Genomic DNA, 20895 nt, shown 5'->3' on the forward strand with positions numbered 1-20895 from the left:
CGCTAAAAATCAGCTCCTGTTAGGGGCGATTCGGCATTTTTTTGTAATTTTGTAAAAAATTTATCTAAACCAACCATTACTCACGTTTGTTGAACTTTCAATTACGAGATATTATGAGTGACCAGCGCTACAACCTCCGCGGTGTTTCAGCCTCAAAAGAGGATGTCCATAACGCAATCAAAAATGTTGACAAAGGCATCTTCCCACACGCATTCTGCAAAATCATCCCCGACATACTCGGTGGCGATCCGGAATGGTGCAATATCATGCATGCTGACGGGGCAGGGACAAAATCATCCCTTGCATATGCCTATTGGCGTGAAACCGGTGACCTGTCAGTATGGAAAGGTATTGCACAGGACGCACTGGTCATGAATATCGACGACCTTCTCTGCGTCGGTGCTACTGACAACATTCTTGTTTCATCGACAATCGGAAGAAACAAGAATCTCATACCCGGAGAAGTAATCTCGGCCATAATCAACGGCACAGAGGAACTCCTTGCAACCCTCCGTGAAATGGGAGTGGGAATATACTCCACCGGTGGCGAGACAGCAGATGTGGGCGACCTTGTGCGTACCATCATCGTCGACTCTACCGTCACATGCCGTATGCGCCGGGCTGATGTCATAGACAATGCAAACATCAAAGGCGGAGACGTGATTGTCGGCCTCGCTTCATTCGGACAGGCTAAATATGAAACCCGTTATAACGGCGGAATGGGCAGCAACGGACTTACATCCGCACGCCATGACGTCTTTGCTAAATATCTCGCACAGAAATATCCGGAAACATTTGACGCAGCCGTTCCCGAAGACCTCGTATATTCAGGCTCGAAGAAACTGACTGACCCTGTAGAAGGAACCGGACTTACCGCAGGCGAGCTCGTATTGTCACCGACGCGCACATACGCACCAGTAATCAAGAAACTCCTGAACGACATGCGTGGCGAAATCGACGGTATGGTTCACTGTACAGGCGGCGCACAGACCAAAGTGCTGCATTTTGTTGAGAACAAGCATGTCATCAAGGACAATCTGTTCCCAATCCCGCCTCTGTTTGACCTCATCCAGAAAGAAAGCGGAACTCCGTGGAGCGAAATGTATAAGGTGTTCAACATGGGACATCGCATGGAAATCTATGTCCGTCCTGAAGCAGCTGAAAGGGTGATGGCTATCGCTGCTGAATTTGGAATCGAATCGCGTATCATCGGTCGCGTTGAAGACGCTGACTCGAACCATCTTACTATAAAATCCTCAGCCGGGACATTTGAGTATTGACACTTTCAGTTAACGGGAGCGTCCCTCTGTCTCGGTCGAAATATAACAATTGATTTAGAACATTAATCAACACATTTTCTATGAGAAGAGGGATTCTCTCGGCATTAACTGTTTTTTCGTTATGCTCACTGCTCTTTGCCTGTGGAGGCAATGGTAAATCTAACGGCGACAAGGAGTCTGACTCTCCCGGTCATAAACTACCTGACACCTTACGTGTAGCTACGCTTTATAGCCCTGAAGCATATTTCATCTATAAGGGTCAGGAAATGGGCTATGACTATGAACTTGTCACCGCTCTCGCGGCTGACAAAAATCTGGCGCTCAAGATGAAAATAGCGCCGACGTTGTCACGAGCCATCGAAATGCTTGATTCAGGGATAGTTGACCTGATTGCATATGAAGTACCGATTACCGCCGAATATAAGGGCAGAGTCATACCGTGTGGTCCGGAAAACATCACAACTCAAGTCCTTGTCCAGCCCAAAAAAGGAGAAGAAGAACTTATAACCGATGTTACAGATCTTGTCGGCAAGGATGTCTATGTCGAATCTGACTCGAAATATGAAGCGCGCATACGCAATCTGAATCAGGAAGTTGGCGGAGGCATCAACATCCACACCGTTGACCGCGACACAATGATTACCGAAGACCTCATTGCAATGGTCAGTGAAGGTAAAATTCCCCTGACGGTTGTCGACAGTGATATAGCCCGGATCAACAAGACCTATTACAATGACCTTGATATCACTCTCCCGCTTAGCTTTGAACAGCGCTCAAGCTGGGCAGTCGCGCCGTCCAAGGCATGGCTTGGAGACAGCATCAATGAATGGCTAAACAGCGACAGGCCACGCGAGGAACAGGCCATGTTGCTGAAACGCTACTTTGAGCTGAGCAAAAATGATCCCAATACAAAATACTATGCTCTTAACGGAGCCGGAGTCTCACCGTTCGACCACCTGTTCAAACGTTACTCCGAATCATATAACTGGGACTGGAAGCTATTGGCATCACAGGCATATGTCGAAAGTAAATTCGATCCGACAGCAGTCTCTTGGGCCGGAGCAAGAGGGCTTATGCAGATTATGCCCAGAACCGCTAAAGGATATGGCGCAAGTGCCAAGAGTGTCATGAAGACTGAAGTAGCCATCGAAACCGCCCTAAAATTTCTTAATGACCTCGACCGTCAGCTTCAGAAAAAAGTCCCTGATGAGAATGAGCGTAAGAAATTCGTACTTGCAGCCTACAACACCGGCCTCGGACATGTCAACGATGCAATCAATCTTGCAAAGAAGTATGGACTTAACCCTCAGAAATGGGATAACAATGTCGCAAAAGCTATCCTATGGAAATCAAATCCGAAATATTACAGAGATCCAGTGGTCAAATATGGCTATTCGAGAGGAAGAGAGACTTACGATTATGTCAACCGAATCTACAATTTCTATAAAAAAGCCCGCACAAAGGCTTGAAACCGAAATATAACTACATTCTCCCATCATTTCAACTATTTATCCTAATGAAAAGACGCTTTTTACCCGTAGCAATCGTTCTCACTCTTTGCGGATCGATGCTAACAACATCTTGTATCGGAAGTTTTGCCCTGACCAACAAACTGCTGGCTTGGAATAAACAGATTGATAATAAGTTCGTCAATGAACTCGTATTCTTTGTGTTCTGGTGTCCGCTGCCGGTCTATGAGGTTGCAGCTCTCGCCGACATCCTTGTCCTGAACTCGATTGAATTCTGGAGTGGCGACAATCCTGTGGCAGCCGGAAAGAAAGTCATTGACGGAAAAGACGGAAGATACATCGTAGAATGCGACGGAAAAGGCTACACCATCACTTCGGAAAACGACAAATCAGTCGTGCGTCTTGATTTTGACACCGATGAGCAGACTTGGAGCGTAGCCCTTCCTTCAGGCGAAAATTTTGACCTCGTTACATTTATTGACGACAGCCATGTCGCTGTTCCCGGAATCGACGGTGAACGTAAAATTGTCGAACTGTCGGCAGAAGGCTTGATGGCATATCGCGAGATGGTGAATGAAAGCCTTATGGCTGCAAGATAATAACAAGCTATACCATATAAAAAAGGATATGAAATATCTGCGATGGATCCCACCGTATCAGCTGACAATAGCCGTGGGCATCGTAATACTTTATCTTACCCTCCTCCCCAAACCATTCGGGGAGGAGGATTTGCCTTTGTTTCCCGGGGCGGACAAACTGGCTCACTGCTGCATGTTTGGCGGACTGGCACTCACATATATATTCGAACGCAAACGCGACCGGCGTCCCCTTTCGCTCAAAGGTGCATTAATCACAGCATCGGCAGCGACATTGTTTGGTATTGCCGTAGAATTCATCCAAGATGCGATGAATCTCGGACGCAGCGGAGACATGGCTGACGCTTTAGCAGACGCAGTCGGAGCATTTGCGGCTGTGCCACTATGTTATTGCCTACATTGGATCAACGTCGTAGTAAAGCACAGCTCCCGCAAGTAGTTTCAGGTTCGTCATCTCGATACGCAAATCATTAAGCAGCTTCTTGACTTTGGTTATGGAGGCATTGTTCTCGATTTTGAGCATTATCCTCCTGATATAAAGGGATTGTATGCGTGCGACGTATGGTTCGTCAGGACCGTTCACCCTGTTTCCCAACAATTTCCGCAGACGGTTTGCATACTCAAACGCGATTGTCGACACGGCGGCCTGATCGCGATGTTTTATATATATGTAGATGACCCTCACAAAAGGCGGATAGTTGTAGCGCTGCCGTTCTGCAAGCTCGTGCTCATAAAAACCACTGTAGTCATGCTGCAAGAGATATGACAACACCGGATGCGACGGATTGTAGGTCTGGATAGCCACTACTCCGTTCTCATTGCGCCGCCCGGCACGGCCTGCCACCTGCTCAATCATATTGAATGCCCGTTCGGAAGCCCGGAAATCAGGGAAATTAATCACACTGTCGGCATTAATGACTCCTACGGTGCTCACCTTATCAAAATCAAGGCCTTTTGTCACCATCTGGGTTCCTACGAGAATCTGTGATTTGCCTTTCGAAAAATCTTCAATTATATTTTCATAGCTGTCCTTGCTCCGCGTTGTATCCAGATCCATACGCGAGATTGTGGCATGACCGAATAAAGATTCGACCTCTTCCTCGACTCTCTCCGTACCGTAACCTAACACTTCTATACCCGGTTCTTTGCATGCAGGACATACATCAGGCACAGAATAAGGAGTAGCACAATAGTGACACACGAGCTTATCGGAATGACGGTGATATGTAAGCGACACATCACAATTGTTGCATTTCGGCACATAGCCACACAACTTACAGCGTGCTATCGGAGCATAACCGCGACGGTTTATAAAAAGGATGGATTGCTCACCACGTTTCAGCGACTCGTTGACAAGACGTTCGGACTCAAAAGCAAAAGTACCTGTCACAAGTCCCTTCTTGCGGGCATCCGACATGTCAATCACCCTCATTTCAGGCAGTTTCATACCCTCGAAACGCTCTGTCAGGCTGACAAGGCCGAAGCGGCCGGTCGTAGCCTTGTAGTATGTCTCAACCGATGGAGTAGCACTGCCGAGAAGGGTCTTAGCACCATGCATGGACGCAAGGACTATCGCTGCATCGCGCGCATTATAGCGTGGTGCAGGATCATGTTGCTTATACGCACTCTCATGCTCCTCGTCGACAATGACAAGCCCAAGCGACCTGAAAGGAAGAAAGACTGACGAACGCGCACCGATAACCACACATGGTTCTGAAGATTCAAGCAGTTTTTTCCATATATCAACCCGCTCATTGTCAGAGAACTTCGAATGATATATGACAACCTTGTCGCCAAATACACATTGAAGTCGCCTCGTGAGCTGTGTCGTCAATGCGATTTCAGGCACAAGATAAAGAACCTGCCGGCCTTGCCTGAGAACATAATCAATCATATGGATATAAAGTTCGGTCTTGCCACTTGATGTGACACCATGCAGGAGTGTGATGTCATTGTCAAGCCATGATTTATGAATCTTGTCCAAAGCCACGCTCTGAGCGTCGGTCAGCACAGGAAGCTTACCTGCGACCAGACCGGAGAAGCTGAACCTGTTGACTTCTTTGGTATATATATCCACAATTCCTTTTTTAGCCATAGCAGCCACAACTGTCGTTGTCACTGCAGCACGTTCAATCAACCCGGAACGCGTCACTTCGTTTATGTCATCACCCTGCCTCATGAAACCAGAAAGCTCAATCAGAGCTAGAAGCGCCTTTTCCTGCTTCCCTCCGCTTTTGACAAGATCAAATATCCGATGCAACGACTCGGAGTCGCCTTTAGGAATCGCAAGACGCACATATACCTCCTTACGTGAGCGATAACGCTCCACAAGATTTTCAGAAATCATCACCGCCCCTTTGGCAAGGAGGGAATTCGTGACATTTACGATATTTGAAAAGCCTGTCTTTTTGCTTATCACATCAAGAGGCATTTTTTTATCGCTTCCAAGCAGAAGTTCCATCACCGCAAGCTCACGCTGGTTCAGCCTGTCTGTTTCGGATTCTTCATAGTCCGGAGCAGGCTGGATGTAAGTCTCGCTCTCGACCTTAAGACCGGCAGGCATCGCCGCACGCATCACCTCGCCCGGAGTACACAGATAGTAGTCAGCAACCCACTGCCAGAACTTTAGCTGCGGATGCCTTACGATAGGACTTGAGTCAAGGACACACGAAATCTCCTTTACTTCATAGTCCTCCGGCCCGATGTTGCTCAGTCCCGTAACGATACCCGTATAGAATTTCTTACGTCCGAACGGCACAATGACCCTATGGCCCACACAAAGTGAATCGCCGATGTCGGCCGGGACTTTATACGTGAATGTACCCATTATCGGGACAGGGACAAGAACGTCAGCAAAGGTCATAAAAGATAAATTTATGTGAATATGATTTGTAAAAATACAATAAATCCTCATCAATGGCAAAGTTTTTGAATTTTATTTGTACCTTTGCCGACGGTAGCAGGACGCTTGTGTCGCTTGCTGATGGAGGTTGATCTCCGGAGCGGCAAGAGGAAAGTCCGGGCAACACAGAGCACCATACTTTCTAACAGTGAGCTGTCGGCGACGGCAGAGTAACGTGACAGAAAATAACAGCCTGAGCCACTTTCGGGTGACTTAGGCAATGGTGAAAAGGTGGGGTAAGAGCCCACCGGATGTCGTGGCGACACGGCATGCCGCACGTCTTATGGGTTGCAAGGCCATGTATACCGGCGAGTGATATCCTTTGATGGATTCAGTCACAATGGGTTGCTCGTCCATTGCCGGGGGGTAGGCTGCTGGAGTGCTGAAGCAAAGCGAAGCACCGATTAGATAAATGACACGGGCGCTGTGGCAACCTTCAGGGCAGAATACGTAAGACCCTGACAGAAGTCCCACAGTGACATAACCCGGCTTATAGTCCTGCTACCTTTTTTTATTTTTCCCTCATTTCACATCAAACCACTCCATGAAACTCCCCAAGCCGATTGTATTTCTCGCCACAGCATTAATGCTATCGTCAACTGACGCATACTCCCACGATGGTCACACACATGCACCAACAGTCAACGTCCCGACAGAGGATATCAACCTGTCAACTCCGTGGAAAGGGAAAAAAGTCGCATTTCTCGGCGATTCAATGACCGACCCAAAGAACAAATCAACCAAAAAGCACTATTGGAAATATCTTGAAACCCTGATGGGGATAGAGCCACATGTCTATGCGCGCAGTGGCTACAAATGGGACGGCATTTATAAAAAAGCTGTGGAAATGAATGAAGCCGTCGGCGATTCAATAGACGCGATTATTATCTGGGCCGGAACGAACGACTATAACCATAGCTTCCCTATCGGACAATTCTTCACTGAAACGACCGACAGCGTGAACGTAAACGGAACTATCGAATCAAGGAAGCATCGGACATTTGAAATGAACGACACAACTTTCACAGGCAACATAAATCGTGTGATGTCGTATCTCAAGCATAACTATCCGACAAAACAGATTATAATCATGACTCCGATTCATCGCGGATACGCGAAATTTAACGACAAGAACGTGCAGCCTGACGAAAATTATGCCAACGGGCAGGGATTATACGTCGAAAGCTATATCGACATTCTCCGCCAGGCCGCTACATTATGGGCCGTTCCGCTGATAGACCTATATTCTGAAAGCGGACTTTTCCCGATGGAGCAGAACCATGACAGATATTTCCATCATGACGCGACAGACCGCCTGCATCCTAACGACAACGGCCACTACCGCATAGCCCGGGTCATTCAAGCGAAACTCAACTCAATTCCACCCACATTTTAAGTTCTGTCGGCCACGGAATGAAATAGAATATTTCCTGTTTCATCAATCGAGTCCGGTCCGATATAACCGTCACCGACGAGCGAAACCAGTTGCCCGGGAGATCCGATGTTTTCTGTGATAATCTGACGCAAGAGCCGTCCGCGCAAAGTCTTCAGCCGTCCGGAATTTGGCGTGCGCATGACTCCACCCGGATACACTTCTTTAAAATCAGCTTTCCAGACTTCAGCCCGCTCCCCTATAATTTTCCAGTCAATACAACGGGCTGCATCGCCCGGAAGCAGGTTTAGGACATAGCGACAATCCTGCCTGTCAAGCTCTTCCAACAAGAGTTTCGTTACACTGTCGCGCCAATATGAAGAAAACGCACTGCCTTCGGGGGCGAGTGGAGTTGTAAAATCAAAACGATAAGCTTTGATTATGTCGTCAGGCCTCAACCAGCCATATAGAGACGAAATTATCCTCACGCGGTTATTTGTCAGCTCTCTCGATGCCTCATCCAAGGTCTGATAAGAAAATGCCTTGAACACAACACCAGTATAAGCTGCCATCGCTTCCTCGCCGGATGCTTTATTGGGAAACTCATAAATCATCTGCTGTAGTTTCCTGACCATTGACAGACTGAGTTTCACAGATTTTCCAAGCATTTCAGCACTCATATCGCGCAAGGCTGCCATGATTCCGTCAGCCTCAGATTCAAGGGCCGGACAGTGCGACGTGTAATACTCAGGCGCAATCATACGGTCACACGGAGTCATTGTCTTTGACTCGGCAATAAGTATCAGCATAAGCAATAGTTTTTTAAATATAAAACGAGGTCATTTCTGCTATCAATCCGCAAAAATGACCTCGTTGATACTGGTTTATTTTCCAATCATTTCCAAAAAGGCCGATTCATCTATGACCGGGATTCCAAGCGACCGGGCTTTTTCAAGTTTTGCCGGCCCCATGTTGTCGCCAGCAAGGACAAATGATGTTTTCTTTGAGATAGAGCCGGAGTTTTTGCCTCCGTTTTTCTCAATCATCTCTTTGTATTCTTCACGCGAATGGTTTGTAAAAACACCGCTGATGACTATTGTCTTACCTGCGAGAATATCCGAATGCTCCGATTTATCCTCTTCCGGGAGCGCCATCTGCACACCGGCTTCACGCAAACGTTCGACGATAGTCCGGTTTGAAGGCACACAGAAATATTCTATGACTGCATCGGCAATCTTCGGGCCAATATCATCGATAGCGACCAGTTCCTCACGGCTCATAGCGAGAAGAGTGTCGATATCCCCGACACCACGTGCGAGCTTTCGCGCCACGGTCTCACCTACGAATGGAATTGAGAGCGAGTAGACCACGCGGTCGAATGGTACAGACTTGGATGCTTCAACACCCTCGAGAATCCTCTGTGCGGTGCGCGGCCCGACCCTTTCGAGCGCTTCGAGGTCAGAAGCCTTTAATGTATAGAAGTCAGCTATGTCCTTTACAAGACCGGCATCATAAAGAAGAGCGGCATTCTCCTCGCCTACCCCCTCAATATCCATAGCATGACGACCGACGAAATGTTCCAACCGGCCTATCAGCTGCGGACGACAGCCATATTTGTTGGGACACTGCCAGGCAGCCTCACCGGGAATACGTATCAGAGCCGTCCCGCAATCAGGACAATGAGTGACAAACCTGACCGGCTCGGCATCCTTCTCGCGCGCCGCGGTGTCGACGCCTGTTATCTTAGGAATAATTTCACCACCCTTTTCCACATAAAGCATGTCATGTTCATGTATGCCGAGGGTCTTAACTATGTCTTCATTATGAAGGGATGCACGCTTCACTATCGTGCCTGAAAGCAACACAGGCTCAAGATTTGCGACCGGTGTCACAATTCCCATGCGGCCCACTTCAAAAGAGACAAAACGGAGGCGGGTCAAAGCCCTTTCAGCCGCAAACTTATAGGCAATGGCCCAACGCGGTGATTTTGAAGTATAACCAAGATTTAGCTGCTGCCGGAGATTGTTGACTTTGAAAACGAGTCCATCCGTCGCGACAGGAAGCTCTTTACGCTCCACGTCAAGACGTCGGATAAATTCATCTACCTCTCCGATCGAGTCCATGAGGGTCATCAGGTTGCTGACCTTGAATCCCCACTCTCTTGCCCGCAACATGTTGTCGTAATGGTTGTCACACGGAAGTTCATCGGAAATAAGATAGTAGAAATAAGCGTCCAAACCACGCCGTGAGACAATCGAAGAATTCTGCATCTTCAAAGTTCCGGCCGCTGCATTACGAGGATTGGCAAACAGAGGTTCTTCGTTGAAAGCCCGTTCCTCATTGAGACGGTCGAATGCCTTCCAAGGCAATACGATCTCGCCTCGGATTTCAAATTTATCAGGGTATCCCTCTCCGTGAAGCTTGAGAGGGATACTCCTGATTGTCTTTACATTCTCAGTAACATCGTCGCCCTTTTCACCGTCACCTCTGGTGACAGCACGGACAAGACGGCCATTTTCATAGATAAGCGAGATGCTTGTGCCGTCAAATTTCATTTCGCCGACAATAGGGACAGATTTCAAGCCTGACGAATTTCCAAGCAAATCATTGCAACGTCTGGCCCAGTCATCAACTTCTTCAACACTGTATGTGTTGCCAAGCGACAACATCGGATGCTGATGCACCACCTGCTCGAAGCCCTTTGTTATATCCGATCCGACACGATGAGTTGGCGACAGCGGGTCGTCAAATTCAGGATTTTCAGTTTCAAGTTTCTCAAGTTCCTTCATCAGCATATCATATTCATAATCGCTGATTTCAGGAGCGTTATTGACATAGTAGGCATGATTGTGTCGGTCGAGCTGTTCGCGTAGCTCGTAGATACGTTGTTCGACAGATGACATTGGTCAAAATAGGGATTAATGTTACTTAATATAGGATCTGATTTACACTAAATTATAAGGGGGGGGACACGCTAACCGCAATAGAAATAACGGCTGACGAGTTTCTGAAGTTCGATAGGATCTGACTTCAGGCGTTCGGCAAGGTTCTTGTCGTCGAAACTTCTCAGCTGACGGATGACATCGTCAATCATCGCCTTTGCAAATACGTTGCGCGACTCATAAATGGCACGCTGCTTTTCGAGACAGTCGGCAGACTCTACACAGCATGTCGGCAAAGTCTCAAGTCCGGCAAGTCTCGAGGCGTTTTCTTTTGCATGAATATTCACATCGACATAAGTACGCTTGGCCGTTTCCAGAGCCTCTTTCTCATCCATCTCAAAGCCAAGACGCGCACCAACGCAGAGAGCCGCAAGAAGTTCATAGACGTTTGCCGAGCAGTCAGGCGAACGCATTTCGAAGGTCTGTTTTGCATATGTTTCCATGTCACACGGGTCGGAAGGATTGACCTGTACACACATATCCTTACCGGAAGTCCATCCGAGCGGCACTCTGACCAGAACCGAACGATTGCGGTCACCCCAGCAAATGTTGGTCGGAGCTTCCTGATGTGGGACAAGACGCATATAGCTTGTCGGGTTCTTATTTCCGAAAGCCGTGATTGAGGGGGCGAGAATCATCAGTCCGGCAATCACGCGGCGAGCTTCGTCGCTAAGCTCACGCTGAGTGTTCTGTGTCACATTTATTCCGTCTTTCATGAGACGCATGTGGATATGGAAGCCTGAACCGGCCTTACCGACTGTGATTTTAGGCGCAAACGTGACATCAAGCCCCTCTTTTGCGGCAAGTTCACGTATGACCCATTTGGCAAGGAGCAACTGGTCTGCGGCCCGCAGAGCCGGATTCGGAAGAAATTCAATCTCATTCTGCTCATAAATGAGCGAATTGTGTTTGAAATTTCCAACTTCGGAATGTCCATATTTTATCTGTCCGCCGGTCGAGGCAATCAGCGACATGGCTTTAGTACGGAAATCGTTGAACTTGGCAAAAGGCCCTGATTCATGGTATCCTTTCTGATCGGTGGCCGGGAAAGTGCCCGGGTCAGTGCCGATGACATAAAATTCAAGTTCACCCATACACTCGAACTCAAGTCCCGACACCTCGGTAAACTCCTTGCATGCACGTTCAAGAATCTGGCGCGGGTCTGAATCGAGCGGACTGCCATCCTTGTCGAAATAGCTGCACAGCAATGTCAGTGTCGGAAGTTCGGCAAACGGATCGCGGAAGGCTGATGAATAACGCGGGATGACATATAAATCGCTTCGGCCTGCTTCAATAAAAGGAAACAGACTTGAACCATCGACACGCTCTCCGGTTGAAAGAATCGTTTCGAGATATTCAAGCGAATTGATTACAAAGTTGAGAGTCTTCAACCGGCCATCGGCTGCGACATACATAAAATTAACCATTTCAATCCCTTCCCGACTGATATAGTCTATGATGTCAGCCCTTGTAAAATCGGCTGAAGATTTTCCAAGAGTCCGCTCCACATGATTACGGCTCATGGCAAATGAATTGTTGCTTTCCATCGATAAATTTTTTCGGTTTTTCAGATTAAAGTTAACACTGCAAATATACCATTTATTTTTATCATAATAATCTCCTTTCATCTGAAAAAATCAAACTTTCATCTATCAATCTTAGGCCGTAGATTTCAATGAAATCCGTATATCCTATACTGCATATCCAATTCGGAGTAACAAAATTTGTTACTCAATCCTGACGAGTAACAAAGCAGTAACACACAGACATCTTCACACAACACCACCCATACTCTTCAGTCCGAAAATAAAACCTGTCACACCTAATTGTATATAAGGTGTGACAGGGGTATAATAATAGTTTTTTTTAGAGTTTACTTAAAATTCCGAGGTGAAATGGAAGCGGATTTTTGGGAAATCGCTCTGGGCCATTTGCAGGACATAATTTGAGTCTGCGAGGAAGACATCTCGGCCTTCACGGTCAACAGCCATGAATTGGAACTTGCGTTTTTTGAATGCGGCAAGTGCCTCGGCATCGTCACTTTCAATCCAGCATGCCTTATAGAGCGAAATCGGCTCCCAACGACACTGCGCTCCATATTCATGAAGCAGACGGTACTGGATTACCTCAAACTGGAGCTGACCCACAGTTCCGATGATTTTTCGGCCATTAAACTGGTTGACAAACAACTGCGCGACACCTTCGTCCATGAGCTGCTGTATGCCCTTGTCGAGCTGCTTCGCCTTCATCGGATCGGAGTTCTCTATGTACTTGAACATCTCGGGCGAGAAACTCGGAAGCCCCTTGAAATGAAGTGATTCACCTGAAGTCAGCGTATCGCCGATCTTAAAGTTACCCGTATCGGGAATACCGACTATATCACCGGGGAAGGCCTCATCGACAATATTTTTTTTCTGAGCCATAAATGCTGTCGGAGCAGCAAACTTCATGGTCTTGCCCGAACGGATGTGACGATAAGGAGCGTTACGCTCAAACTTTCCTGAGCAGACTTTCACAAAGGCGATACATGAGCGGTGGTTAGGATCCATATTGGCATGAATCTTGAACACAAAGCCCGAGAAACCTTCCTCGTCAGGCTTGATTTCACGCTCTTCGGCGGTGGTCAGACGCGGTGCGGGAGCTATCTGGACGAAACAGTCAAGCAGCTCCTTGACACCAAACGTGTTGAGGGCCGAGCCAAAGAACACCGGCGCAACCTTACCTTCCAGATACTCCTCGACATCAAATTCCGGATATACGCCTTCAATAAGTTCAAGGTCCTCACGGAGCTTGGCGGCATCGGTCTCGCCGACACTCTCGTCAATGCGCGGATCATCCACAGAATCAATCTCCACACGTTCGCTGACACGCTGTTTGTCGGGAGTAAACAAATCAAGTGAATTTTCGAATATATTATACACACCCTTGAACTTCGCTCCGATATTAATCGGCCACGACAACGGACGCACCTTTATCTTAAGCTCACTCTCAAGCTCGTCGAGAATATCGAACGGATCTCGGCCCTCGCGGTCAAGCTTGTTGACAAAAATGATAACCGGAGTGTTGCGCATACGGCACACTTCCATAAGCTTGCGGGTCTGCTGTTCGACACCCTTGGCCACGTCGACAACGATAATCACACTATCGACAGCAGTCAGCGTGCGATAAGTATCCTCGGCAAAATCCTGATGGCCCGGGGTGTCAAGGATGTTGATTTTATAGTCGCCATAATTGAAACCCATCACAGATGTAGCGACCGAAATACCGCGCTGTTTTTCAATCTCCATCCAGTCAGATGTGGCAGTCTTCTTGATTTTATTTGACTTAACAGCCCCTGCCACATGAATTGCACCTCCGAAAAGGAGTAGTTTTTCAGTCAAGGTGGTCTTTCCCGCGTCAGGGTGCGAGATAATCGCAAAGGTGCGCCGGCGCGCGATTTCTTCTTTCAATGCCATAGGAATATTGCTATTATTTTTCGTTCTTTTACAGATTGGTTTTGTCAAGATACGCTGACAATCATGCCGGACAGACAGCGCTGCCCGAAAACCGGGTGCAAAATTAGTGAAAATTTATGGTTTTACACATAGTCAGCCATCGCCGGCTGTCAGAAATCAAGCAATTTATATGCAGCCTGTGCCTGACGCTTGCTGACAAGGTTAAAATGCCACCACTCTGTTCTGAGCGGTTTGAATCCGGCCGCAGTCATCACGCGCCGGAGCAAAAGACGGTTCTGACGCTCGGTCTCCGATATGACACCGTCATGCACCATACGGTCCTCCTTATCAATATTTGCTTCAGGACCAAGGTGGTCGACAGGTGTACCCATCGCAAGTTCATTTCCGTTTTCATCCACGATTGTTATGTCAACAGCAAGTCCATAGTTGTGGAGACCTCCGCCTTTGGCGGGATTAGCCACATAATTCGCCTTCGGCGTTCCCTGAACAGCTGAAAACATCCGGCACTGAACGCTCATCGGGCGCGCCGCATCTTTCACAAGCAGATTGTAGGAAGGGAAAAGCTTGTGGAGTTCCTCCTGAGCCTTAAGGAGCGCCTTGGCCGCATCGGGATGCAAGTAAGCATCACGGATGTCATCATAGAGTATCACTTCCGTGAAGTTGTCAGGTGCGGCATACATAAGACGCACTTTTATAGTCGTATCCATCTTGTTGACAGCCACAAAACCAAGCTCTTCAAGTCGTTCACTCAAAATCTGAGCTGCCATAATATTATCCCACATAGTTAGAATAGTTATAAATATCCAAACTATAGACAACCTCATATCAATAATTGATTGTAAGATTTTAATTCTTTAGATGATATTATAATTTTAGAGATTAACTGCTTATTTTTTTTATAAAAATCTCTTGATGTGAGATTCCCATTTATATTGGCTGTAGTAATTGATTTATTACGGTTCTCCCATCTATGTTTTATAGTTTTCCTATTTTCAAGCTCCCAATAGATGAAGCCATAGCCCTGCTCATGAAACTTTTTAACAAAAATCTCTCGCGACCCATCAGTATAAATTTTGGGTATCTTACCAGCCTCATCAATACCACATAAATTCCAATTAATATCAAGGTCAACCGAGTTATAATTCGTTGTTGATTCTTTGAGCGTATATTCCGACTTATTTAATTCTTGTTTTTCTGTATTTTTTAAAATACTTATATCTAAATCAGCAATAGCAGCCTCCAAAACCTGAAATGAATAATTCTTAAATGGCTCTATCGATTCTAATTTTTCAACGACAGCACTTTTTACAAAATCAACGCCTGATGATCCAAGAAGTAGATTAACAATTTTTTGTATCATCTGTAATTTGTCTTGCTTTTCTTTTAATTCCTGTTTACGTTTGACACAGAAATCCAGTAACTTTTTATAGCTGAAAGAATTAAAATCAAAAAGCTCCACAAACTTTTCACCTTCTGCACAACCCGACTCAAATGGTATTGAATATATTGCATCCGATAAACTAGATAATTTCCTACCATTGGATTCATCATAGAAAACGTAAATTTTATCTTTTATGACTAATCCTATATTTAATTGTGGTTCTAACGCATTCATGTATGAGCCAAGTTGGGCAACACCATCATCATGAGATTTAGACAACTTAACTTCAATCACAACCATTGGGTGTTGTTCACTATCTTTGAGTAAAAAATCCATTTTTTTACTAGTGCTTCCCATTCGTACAGGATATTCTTTACTAACTTGGGATTCAGGCCATCCCAAATCAGATGTTAATATCGACATTATACCATTCTGAAAATTACTTTCAGAACTTTCTTTCGTTAAATCTAACAATCTAGCGATAATAGGCCAATTTTCTTTCTGCATACTTAGATTTTGAATTATATAAGACAAAATTATAAAAAAAGATTTGACAATCAAAATTTCATAACATGAAGATTTTAATGAGTTTAGCCTACACAAATACTCCATTAAGCAGCGCTAAATTCCAAAATTTTCTTAAATCTTTCGTCGTTTTCTCATAAAACACTACATTTGCCGTTAATTAACAATCAGAATCATCATATTCAAGGCAAATGTCGCGACTATATAGATATGCAATTGTAATCACATTGCTATTTTCAACATTCATCCCCGTCCGTGCCCAAATCAACACCGAGCAGGTGCTGAGAATCGGAGCAAACACCCATTATTTTGAAGACTACATACTCTCGATACAATATTTCAATCAGGTGATAAGCGTAAATCCGAAACTGGCAAAACCATATTTCTACAGAGCTATAGCCAAGCTCAACCTCGACGATTTTGCCGGAGCGGAGGAGGATGCGACCCTCGCAATCGAACGCAATCCGTTCATTGTCGATGCCTATGAAGTCAGAGGTGTCGCACGCCAGAACCAAGGGAAAAACCGGGAAGCCATCGAGGACTACGACAAAGTGCTTGAGATGCTGCCTGAGAGCCGCGGAGTAATGTTCAACAAAGCAATGGCTCAAAACGAAATCAAAGACCGCGAAGGAGCTGTAAAGACATTTGAGTCACTACTCAAAAAATATCCCCGTTTCGAAAACGGATATCTTGGCCGAGCCCGCGTGAGGCTTGAGGAAAAAGACACCGTAGCCGCGAAAGCCGACATCGAAAAGGCTCTGTCGATAAACTCATCGGCCATCAACGGCTATCTCATGAGAGCCGACATAGCCATCCATTCAGGACAGGACTACAAAAGTGCGCTCGGAGACATGGACATGGCAATAAAACTACAACCTGAAAACGCCGGGTTCTATATCAACCGCGCATATCTCAAATATATGACCGATGACATCTACGGGGCATTCGACGACTATGAACATGCGTTGAAACTCGACCCGCTCAACTCTCTGGCCCTGTTCAACCGAGGTATGCTTCGTGCAGAAGTACATGACACGAATAAAGCCATCGCAGACTTTTCATCGGTCATCAATCTCAATCCCGATGACTACAAGACACTGTATAACCGTTCAATCCTTTTAGCCGAAATCGGAGACTTCGACAGCGCCCTTGCCGATCTCAACCGCGTGATCGAGGCATATCCTGACTTTGCGGCAGCCTACTTCCTTCGCTATGACATCAAACGCCGGAAAGGCGACATGACCTCAGCCGAAAAAGACTATAACAAATCACTTGCCCTTGCAAAGACAAATGTGCAAGTTCCTGCCGACCGCCAGTTCTCGGGCAACGGAAACACATCGTCGAGCAGCAAGAGCGACGCGAACAGCAGCAACGACAATGGACAGCCTCAGGTAACAGAAACACAGGAACAAGTGAAGAAACGCTTCTCATCACTCGCCACAATCTCAGCCAGCACCACCAATGAGAACGAAATTTCAACAATCCGTGGCAAAGTACAGGACCAAGACATCCGTGTGGAGCTTGAACCGATTTTTATCGTGACCTACTATACCTCACCCACCGAGATAAAACTAAACAGCGAATATATCCGCGAAGTGAACGACCTCAACGCCACCGGACTCCTCAGGTTCATACTTCAGGTCACCAACCGCGAGGCAAGCATCAAAGGCCCGGAGACCGATGATACTCACCGTTCGTCAATCAACTTCTATAATTCATACATAGCCAATCATCCGCCACGAGCCATCGACCATTTCGGTCGCGCGATGGACCTGTACACAATCGAAGACTACGACAATGCAATCGCCGATCTCGATAAAGCGATTGAACTGACACCGGACTTTGCACTCGCCTATCTGCTCAGAGCACAGATTCGCTATGGAATGAAAGGCGGAATGAACCGCGAAAGCAGGACAGTCCTGACCGCAGACGACACTGATGAAATCATTGCCGATATTGACAACGCCATCCGCCTCTCCCCCTTCATGCCGGTCGCCTATTATAATAAAGGTGTGATTCTTGCCGAGACCGGCCATCTCGACGATGCAGTCAAGGCATTCACAAGAGCCATCGAACTTAAACGCGACTTCGGCGAGGCCTTCTACAACCGAGGATTTGTCTATCTGACGATGGGCGACAAGGCAAAGGCATTTCCCGATCTCAGCCGGTCGGGCGAACTTGGCATCGTCCCCTCCTACTCCCTTCTCAAACGGATGACATCAGATCATTGATGTGTTCAGGCCGACACCGGAGATGACAAAATTGCCGCCATCGACATGGAGGCGGAGAATAGCCTTAGATACATTTATTAAATTTTTGAGCCAAATGACCGTTAAAATGAAAGGTTTAACGGCCATTTGGTTCGCTTTTTAGAGATTTTGTTGTAATTTTGCGAATAATTTGCTAAAATCGCATAAATTGTCACTATTGCAAACAGTTTCCGATTAACAAATATCACATTCATTATACAGTTTAACGCATGAAAGTTTTAAAGTTTGGAGGGACCTCGGTCGGTTCCGCAGAACGTATCCGTCACGTTGCCGATCTCGTGTCGGAAAGAGGTAAAAACATCATAGTGCTTTCCGCAATGTCAGGCACTACAAATTCGCTTGTCGAGATTTCCGATTATCTCTACAAGAAGAATACAAACGGTGCTAAAGAAACAATCAACCTTCTTGAGTCAAAATATCTCAAAACCATTGCCGCCCTCTATGACAAGCATGAGAGCCGCGAAAAAGCGCTCAAAGAAATAAAGGCATGCTTCAACTACATCCGTTCGTTCACCCAGCGCGAGACTTTCAGCGAAATTGAAGAGAAAATCATCCTTGCCCAAGGCGAAATCATGAGCGTGGCGATGATGACCATTCTCCTTAACGAACGCGGACTCTATGCGGAATCACTTCCCGCACTCGATTTCATGAAAACCGACACCAACGGCGAGCCTGACATGCAGCATATCTCGCTCCATCTTCAGCCGTTGCTCGATAAATATGTGGATGCCGACATCTATGTGACCCAAGGATTCATCTGTCGTAACTCCACAGGAGAAATCGACAACCTGCAGCGCGGAGGAAGCGACTACACCGCATCGCTCATCGGTGCAGCCATCGAGGCTGAAGAGATTGAAATCTGGACAGACATTGACGGCATGCACAACAACGACCCCCGTTTTGTCGACAAGACAAGCCCTGTCAATGAACTCCACTATGAAGAGGCTTCCGAACTCGCTTATTTCGGCGCTAAAATCCTTCACCCGACATGCGTACTTCCGGCAAAGGTCAACAATATCCCTCTCCGCCTCCTCAACACCCTCCAACCTGAAGCCCACGGAACTCTCATCTACAACAACATCACCGAGCCGACAATCAAAGCCGTCGCTGCCAAAGACAATATCGTCGCCATCAAAATCAAGAGCTCTCGCATGCTCCTTGCCTACGGCTATCTGACCCGTGTGTTCGAGACATTCGAGAAATACCGCACTCCTATCGACATGATTGCGACAAGCGAAGTCGGCGTATCGCTCACAATCGATTCAGAGCGCTTCCTGCCCGAGATAGTCGACGAGCTGAAGAAATTCGGCACTGTAACCATTGACCGCGACATGGTAATCATCTGCGTGGTAGGAAATATGGAATGGACCAACACCGGCTATGAAGCTAAAGCCATGGAAGCCCTCGCCGACATCCCCGTGCGCATGATATCATATGGCGGTTCAAACTATAACATCTCGTTCCTTATCCGCAAGGAAGACAAGATTACAGCCCTGCGCCGCCTGAGCGAAACCCTTTTTAACGAGAAATAATGACACGCTTTCCAATAGAAGAATTTTCATCGCTTCAGACCCCGTTTTATTTCTACGACCTGAAGCTTCTTGACCGTACGCTCAAAGAAATCAAGCGTACAGCGCGCGATTCCCGTTTCAAAGTCCACTACGCAATAAAAGCCAATGCCAACCCCGGTATCCTCCGATGCATACAGGCCGCCGGACTCGGCGTCGACTGCGTGAGCGGCTGGGAAATAGAGACAGCGATCGAAGCCGGTTTCCGCGGCGACCGCATTGTGTTTGCAGGAGTCGGCAAAAGCGACAATGAAATCCGTCTCGGACTTGAAAAAGACATTGAATGCTTCAACGTCGAATCCGAGCCCGAGTTGCGTGTCATCAGCCAGATAGCAACCGAGATGGGAAAGACCGCACGCATAGCCATACGCGTCAACCCCAATATCGATGCCCATACCCACGCCTACATCACCACAGGGCTTGCTGAAAACAAATTCGGCATAAACCTTGAGATGCTTCCCGGAATGGTAGCGCTTGCCTGCACTCTCCCCAACATAGAGTTAAAAGGCCTTCACTTCCACATCGGCTCTCAGATTACCGAAAACGAGCCTTTCGTGATGCTGTGTGAGACCATCAACCGCCTGCAGGATGAATATGAAAGCCGGGGAATCACATTCCAGACAATCAACCTTGGCGGAGGTCTTGGAATCGACTACGCCCATCCCGAACGTCATCCAATTCCGGATTTCGAAGGATACTTCACGACTTTCCACAATCATCTGCATATCCGTCCAGATCAGGAGGTGCATTTCGAATTAGGCCGTTCAGTTGTGGCTCAATGCGGTTCGCTCATCACCCGTGTGCTCTATATCAAGGAAGGGACTACCAAGAAGTTTGCGATAGTCGACGCAGGCATGAGCGACCTCATCCGTCCCGCGCTCTACAACGCACACCACAAAATCGAGAACATCACATCTCCAAACGGAGAGCTCCATCACTACGACGTGGTAGGCCCGATTTGTGAGTCATCCGACTGCTTCGGTCAGAACGAGACACTCCCCTCACTGAAACGCGGCGACCTTCTGGCTCTCAGATCGGCCGGTGCATACGGCGAAATCATGGCATCACGCTATAACTGCCGTCCCTTCCCGCCATCATATTTTTCAGAATAAAGACCATTCATTTTTAAATCACA

15 protein-coding genes and 1 other RNA gene are annotated in these 20895 nt (G+C 47.0%); 9 read left to right on the forward strand and 7 right to left on the reverse strand.

The genetic code is table 11. The annotated features are described in order from the left end of the window. The first annotated feature begins 113 nt into the window (after positions 1–113). The 4 genes from QZ311_RS00740 to QZ311_RS00755 all read left to right on the forward strand — a co-directional run bounded on the left by QZ311_RS00740 (position 114) and on the right by QZ311_RS00755 (position 3784). Positions 114–1280 (forward strand): AIR synthase related protein, encoded by a 1167-nt coding sequence (locus QZ311_RS00740; protein ID WP_297062833.1) that lies wholly within the window; start codon positions 114–116, stop codon positions 1278–1280. Positions 1281–1360: 80 nt separating this feature from the next. Then, on the forward strand, positions 1361–2749 hold the full coding sequence (locus QZ311_RS00745) for a transglycosylase SLT domain-containing protein (protein WP_297062835.1): 1389 nt from the start codon (positions 1361–1363) through the stop codon (positions 2747–2749). 47 nt (positions 2750–2796) lie between these two features. Beyond that, positions 2797–3348 carry a DUF3332 domain-containing protein gene (locus QZ311_RS00750; RefSeq protein WP_297062836.1) on the forward strand — a complete coding sequence of 184 codons (552 nt, stop codon included), beginning with the start codon at positions 2797–2799 and terminating at the stop codon, positions 3346–3348. Between the two features lie 28 nt (positions 3349–3376). Next, positions 3377–3784 carry a VanZ family protein gene (locus tag QZ311_RS00755; protein ID WP_297062838.1) on the forward strand — a complete coding sequence of 136 codons (408 nt, stop codon included), beginning with the start codon at positions 3377–3379 and terminating at the stop codon, positions 3782–3784. Here the strand turns inward: QZ311_RS00755 and priA are convergent. Continuing rightward, positions 3740–6208 carry a primosomal protein N' gene (gene priA / locus QZ311_RS00760; RefSeq protein ID WP_297062840.1) on the reverse strand — a complete coding sequence of 823 codons (2469 nt, stop codon included), beginning with the start codon at positions 6206–6208 and terminating at the stop codon, positions 3740–3742. The genes QZ311_RS00755 and priA overlap by 45 nt on opposite strands. 93 nt (positions 6209–6301) lie before the next feature. On the opposite strand from priA, the gene rnpB reads away from it, so the two are divergent. Both rnpB and QZ311_RS00770 read left to right on the forward strand, forming a co-directional pair. Next, an RNA gene (gene rnpB / locus QZ311_RS00765) (RNase P RNA component class A) lies at positions 6302–6756 on the forward strand. Between the two features lie 35 nt (positions 6757–6791). Continuing rightward, on the forward strand, positions 6792–7643 hold the full coding sequence (locus tag QZ311_RS00770) for an SGNH/GDSL hydrolase family protein (protein WP_297062842.1): 852 nt from the start codon (positions 6792–6794) through the stop codon (positions 7641–7643). Here QZ311_RS00770 and QZ311_RS00775 read toward each other — a convergent pair. The 6 genes from QZ311_RS00775 to QZ311_RS00800 form a co-directional block, all read right to left on the reverse strand. Next, complete coding sequence (locus QZ311_RS00775) at positions 7640–8428, reverse strand: YaaA family protein (protein WP_297062844.1); 789 nt, start codon at positions 8426–8428, stop codon at positions 7640–7642. The genes QZ311_RS00770 and QZ311_RS00775 overlap by 4 nt on opposite strands. A gap of 75 nt (positions 8429–8503) precedes the next feature. Beyond that, positions 8504–10522 carry an NAD-dependent DNA ligase LigA gene (gene ligA / locus QZ311_RS00780; RefSeq protein WP_297062846.1) on the reverse strand — a complete coding sequence of 673 codons (2019 nt, stop codon included), beginning with the start codon at positions 10520–10522 and terminating at the stop codon, positions 8504–8506. A gap of 71 nt (positions 10523–10593) precedes the next feature. After that, positions 10594–12084 (reverse strand): glutamine synthetase family protein, encoded by a 1491-nt coding sequence (locus tag QZ311_RS00785; protein WP_297062848.1) that lies wholly within the window; start codon positions 12082–12084, stop codon positions 10594–10596. Between the two features lie 354 nt (positions 12085–12438). Then, positions 12439–14016, reverse strand: a complete 1578-nt coding sequence (locus QZ311_RS00790; RefSeq protein WP_297062850.1) for a peptide chain release factor 3 — start codon at positions 14014–14016, stop codon at positions 12439–12441. A gap of 149 nt (positions 14017–14165) precedes the next feature. Beyond that, entirely contained in the window at positions 14166–14783 is a 618-nt protein-coding gene (locus QZ311_RS00795) for a M15 family metallopeptidase (protein WP_297062852.1), read from the reverse strand. A gap of 53 nt (positions 14784–14836) precedes the next feature. Then, complete coding sequence (locus QZ311_RS00800) at positions 14837–15904, reverse strand: type I restriction enzyme HsdR N-terminal domain-containing protein (protein ID WP_297062854.1); 1068 nt, start codon at positions 15902–15904, stop codon at positions 14837–14839. A gap of 245 nt (positions 15905–16149) precedes the next feature. On the opposite strand from QZ311_RS00800, the gene QZ311_RS00805 reads away from it, so the two are divergent. The 3 genes from QZ311_RS00805 (at position 16150) to lysA (ending at position 20872) form a co-directional block, all read left to right on the forward strand. Continuing rightward, positions 16150–18153 (forward strand): tetratricopeptide repeat protein, encoded by a 2004-nt coding sequence (locus QZ311_RS00805; RefSeq protein ID WP_297062856.1) that lies wholly within the window; start codon positions 16150–16152, stop codon positions 18151–18153. A 248-nt stretch (positions 18154–18401) separates the two neighbouring features. Then, complete coding sequence (locus tag QZ311_RS00810; protein ID WP_297062857.1) at positions 18402–19724, forward strand: aspartate kinase; 1323 nt, start codon at positions 18402–18404, stop codon at positions 19722–19724. Then, positions 19721–20872, forward strand: coding sequence for a diaminopimelate decarboxylase (gene lysA, locus QZ311_RS00815; protein ID WP_297063044.1), 1152 nt, complete (start codon positions 19721–19723; stop codon positions 20870–20872). The genes QZ311_RS00810 and lysA overlap by 4 nt, the downstream gene beginning before the upstream one ends. Positions 20873–20895 lie beyond the last annotated feature (23 nt).

This window comes from uncultured Duncaniella sp. (assembly GCF_910578445.1).
In the GTDB taxonomy this organism is placed as follows: Bacteria; Bacteroidota; Bacteroidia; order Bacteroidales; family Muribaculaceae; genus Duncaniella.

What these genes read in the sequence shown, in the direction of transcription:
- QZ311_RS00740 (WP_297062833.1), top strand. Translation starts at nt 114, where the DNA reads ATGAGTGACCAGCGCTACAACCTCCGCGGTGTTTCAGCCTCAAAAGAG.
- QZ311_RS00745 (WP_297062835.1), top strand. Translation starts at nt 1,361, where the DNA reads ATGAGAAGAGGGATTCTCTCGGCATTAACTGTTTTTTCGTTATGCTCA.
- QZ311_RS00750 (WP_297062836.1), top strand. Translation starts at nt 2,797, where the DNA reads ATGAAAAGACGCTTTTTACCCGTAGCAATCGTTCTCACTCTTTGCGGA.
- QZ311_RS00755 (WP_297062838.1), top strand. Translation starts at nt 3,377, where the DNA reads ATGAAATATCTGCGATGGATCCCACCGTATCAGCTGACAATAGCCGTG.
- priA (WP_297062840.1), bottom strand. Translation starts at nt 6,208, where the DNA reads ATGACCTTTGCTGACGTTCTTGTCCCTGTCCCGATAATGGGTACATTC.
- QZ311_RS00770 (WP_297062842.1), top strand. Translation starts at nt 6,792, where the DNA reads ATGAAACTCCCCAAGCCGATTGTATTTCTCGCCACAGCATTAATGCTA.
- QZ311_RS00775 (WP_297062844.1), bottom strand. Translation starts at nt 8,428, where the DNA reads ATGCTGATACTTATTGCCGAGTCAAAGACAATGACTCCGTGTGACCGT.
- ligA (WP_297062846.1), bottom strand. Translation starts at nt 10,522, where the DNA reads ATGTCATCTGTCGAACAACGTATCTACGAGCTACGCGAACAGCTCGAC.
- QZ311_RS00785 (WP_297062848.1), bottom strand. Translation starts at nt 12,084, where the DNA reads ATGAGCCGTAATCATGTGGAGCGGACTCTTGGAAAATCTTCAGCCGAT.
- QZ311_RS00790 (WP_297062850.1), bottom strand. Translation starts at nt 14,016, where the DNA reads ATGGCATTGAAAGAAGAAATCGCGCGCCGGCGCACCTTTGCGATTATC.
- QZ311_RS00795 (WP_297062852.1), bottom strand. Translation starts at nt 14,783, where the DNA reads ATGGCAGCTCAGATTTTGAGTGAACGACTTGAAGAGCTTGGTTTTGTG.
- QZ311_RS00800 (WP_297062854.1), bottom strand. Translation starts at nt 15,904, where the DNA reads ATGCAGAAAGAAAATTGGCCTATTATCGCTAGATTGTTAGATTTAACG.
- QZ311_RS00810 (WP_297062857.1), top strand. Translation starts at nt 18,402, where the DNA reads ATGAAAGTTTTAAAGTTTGGAGGGACCTCGGTCGGTTCCGCAGAACGT.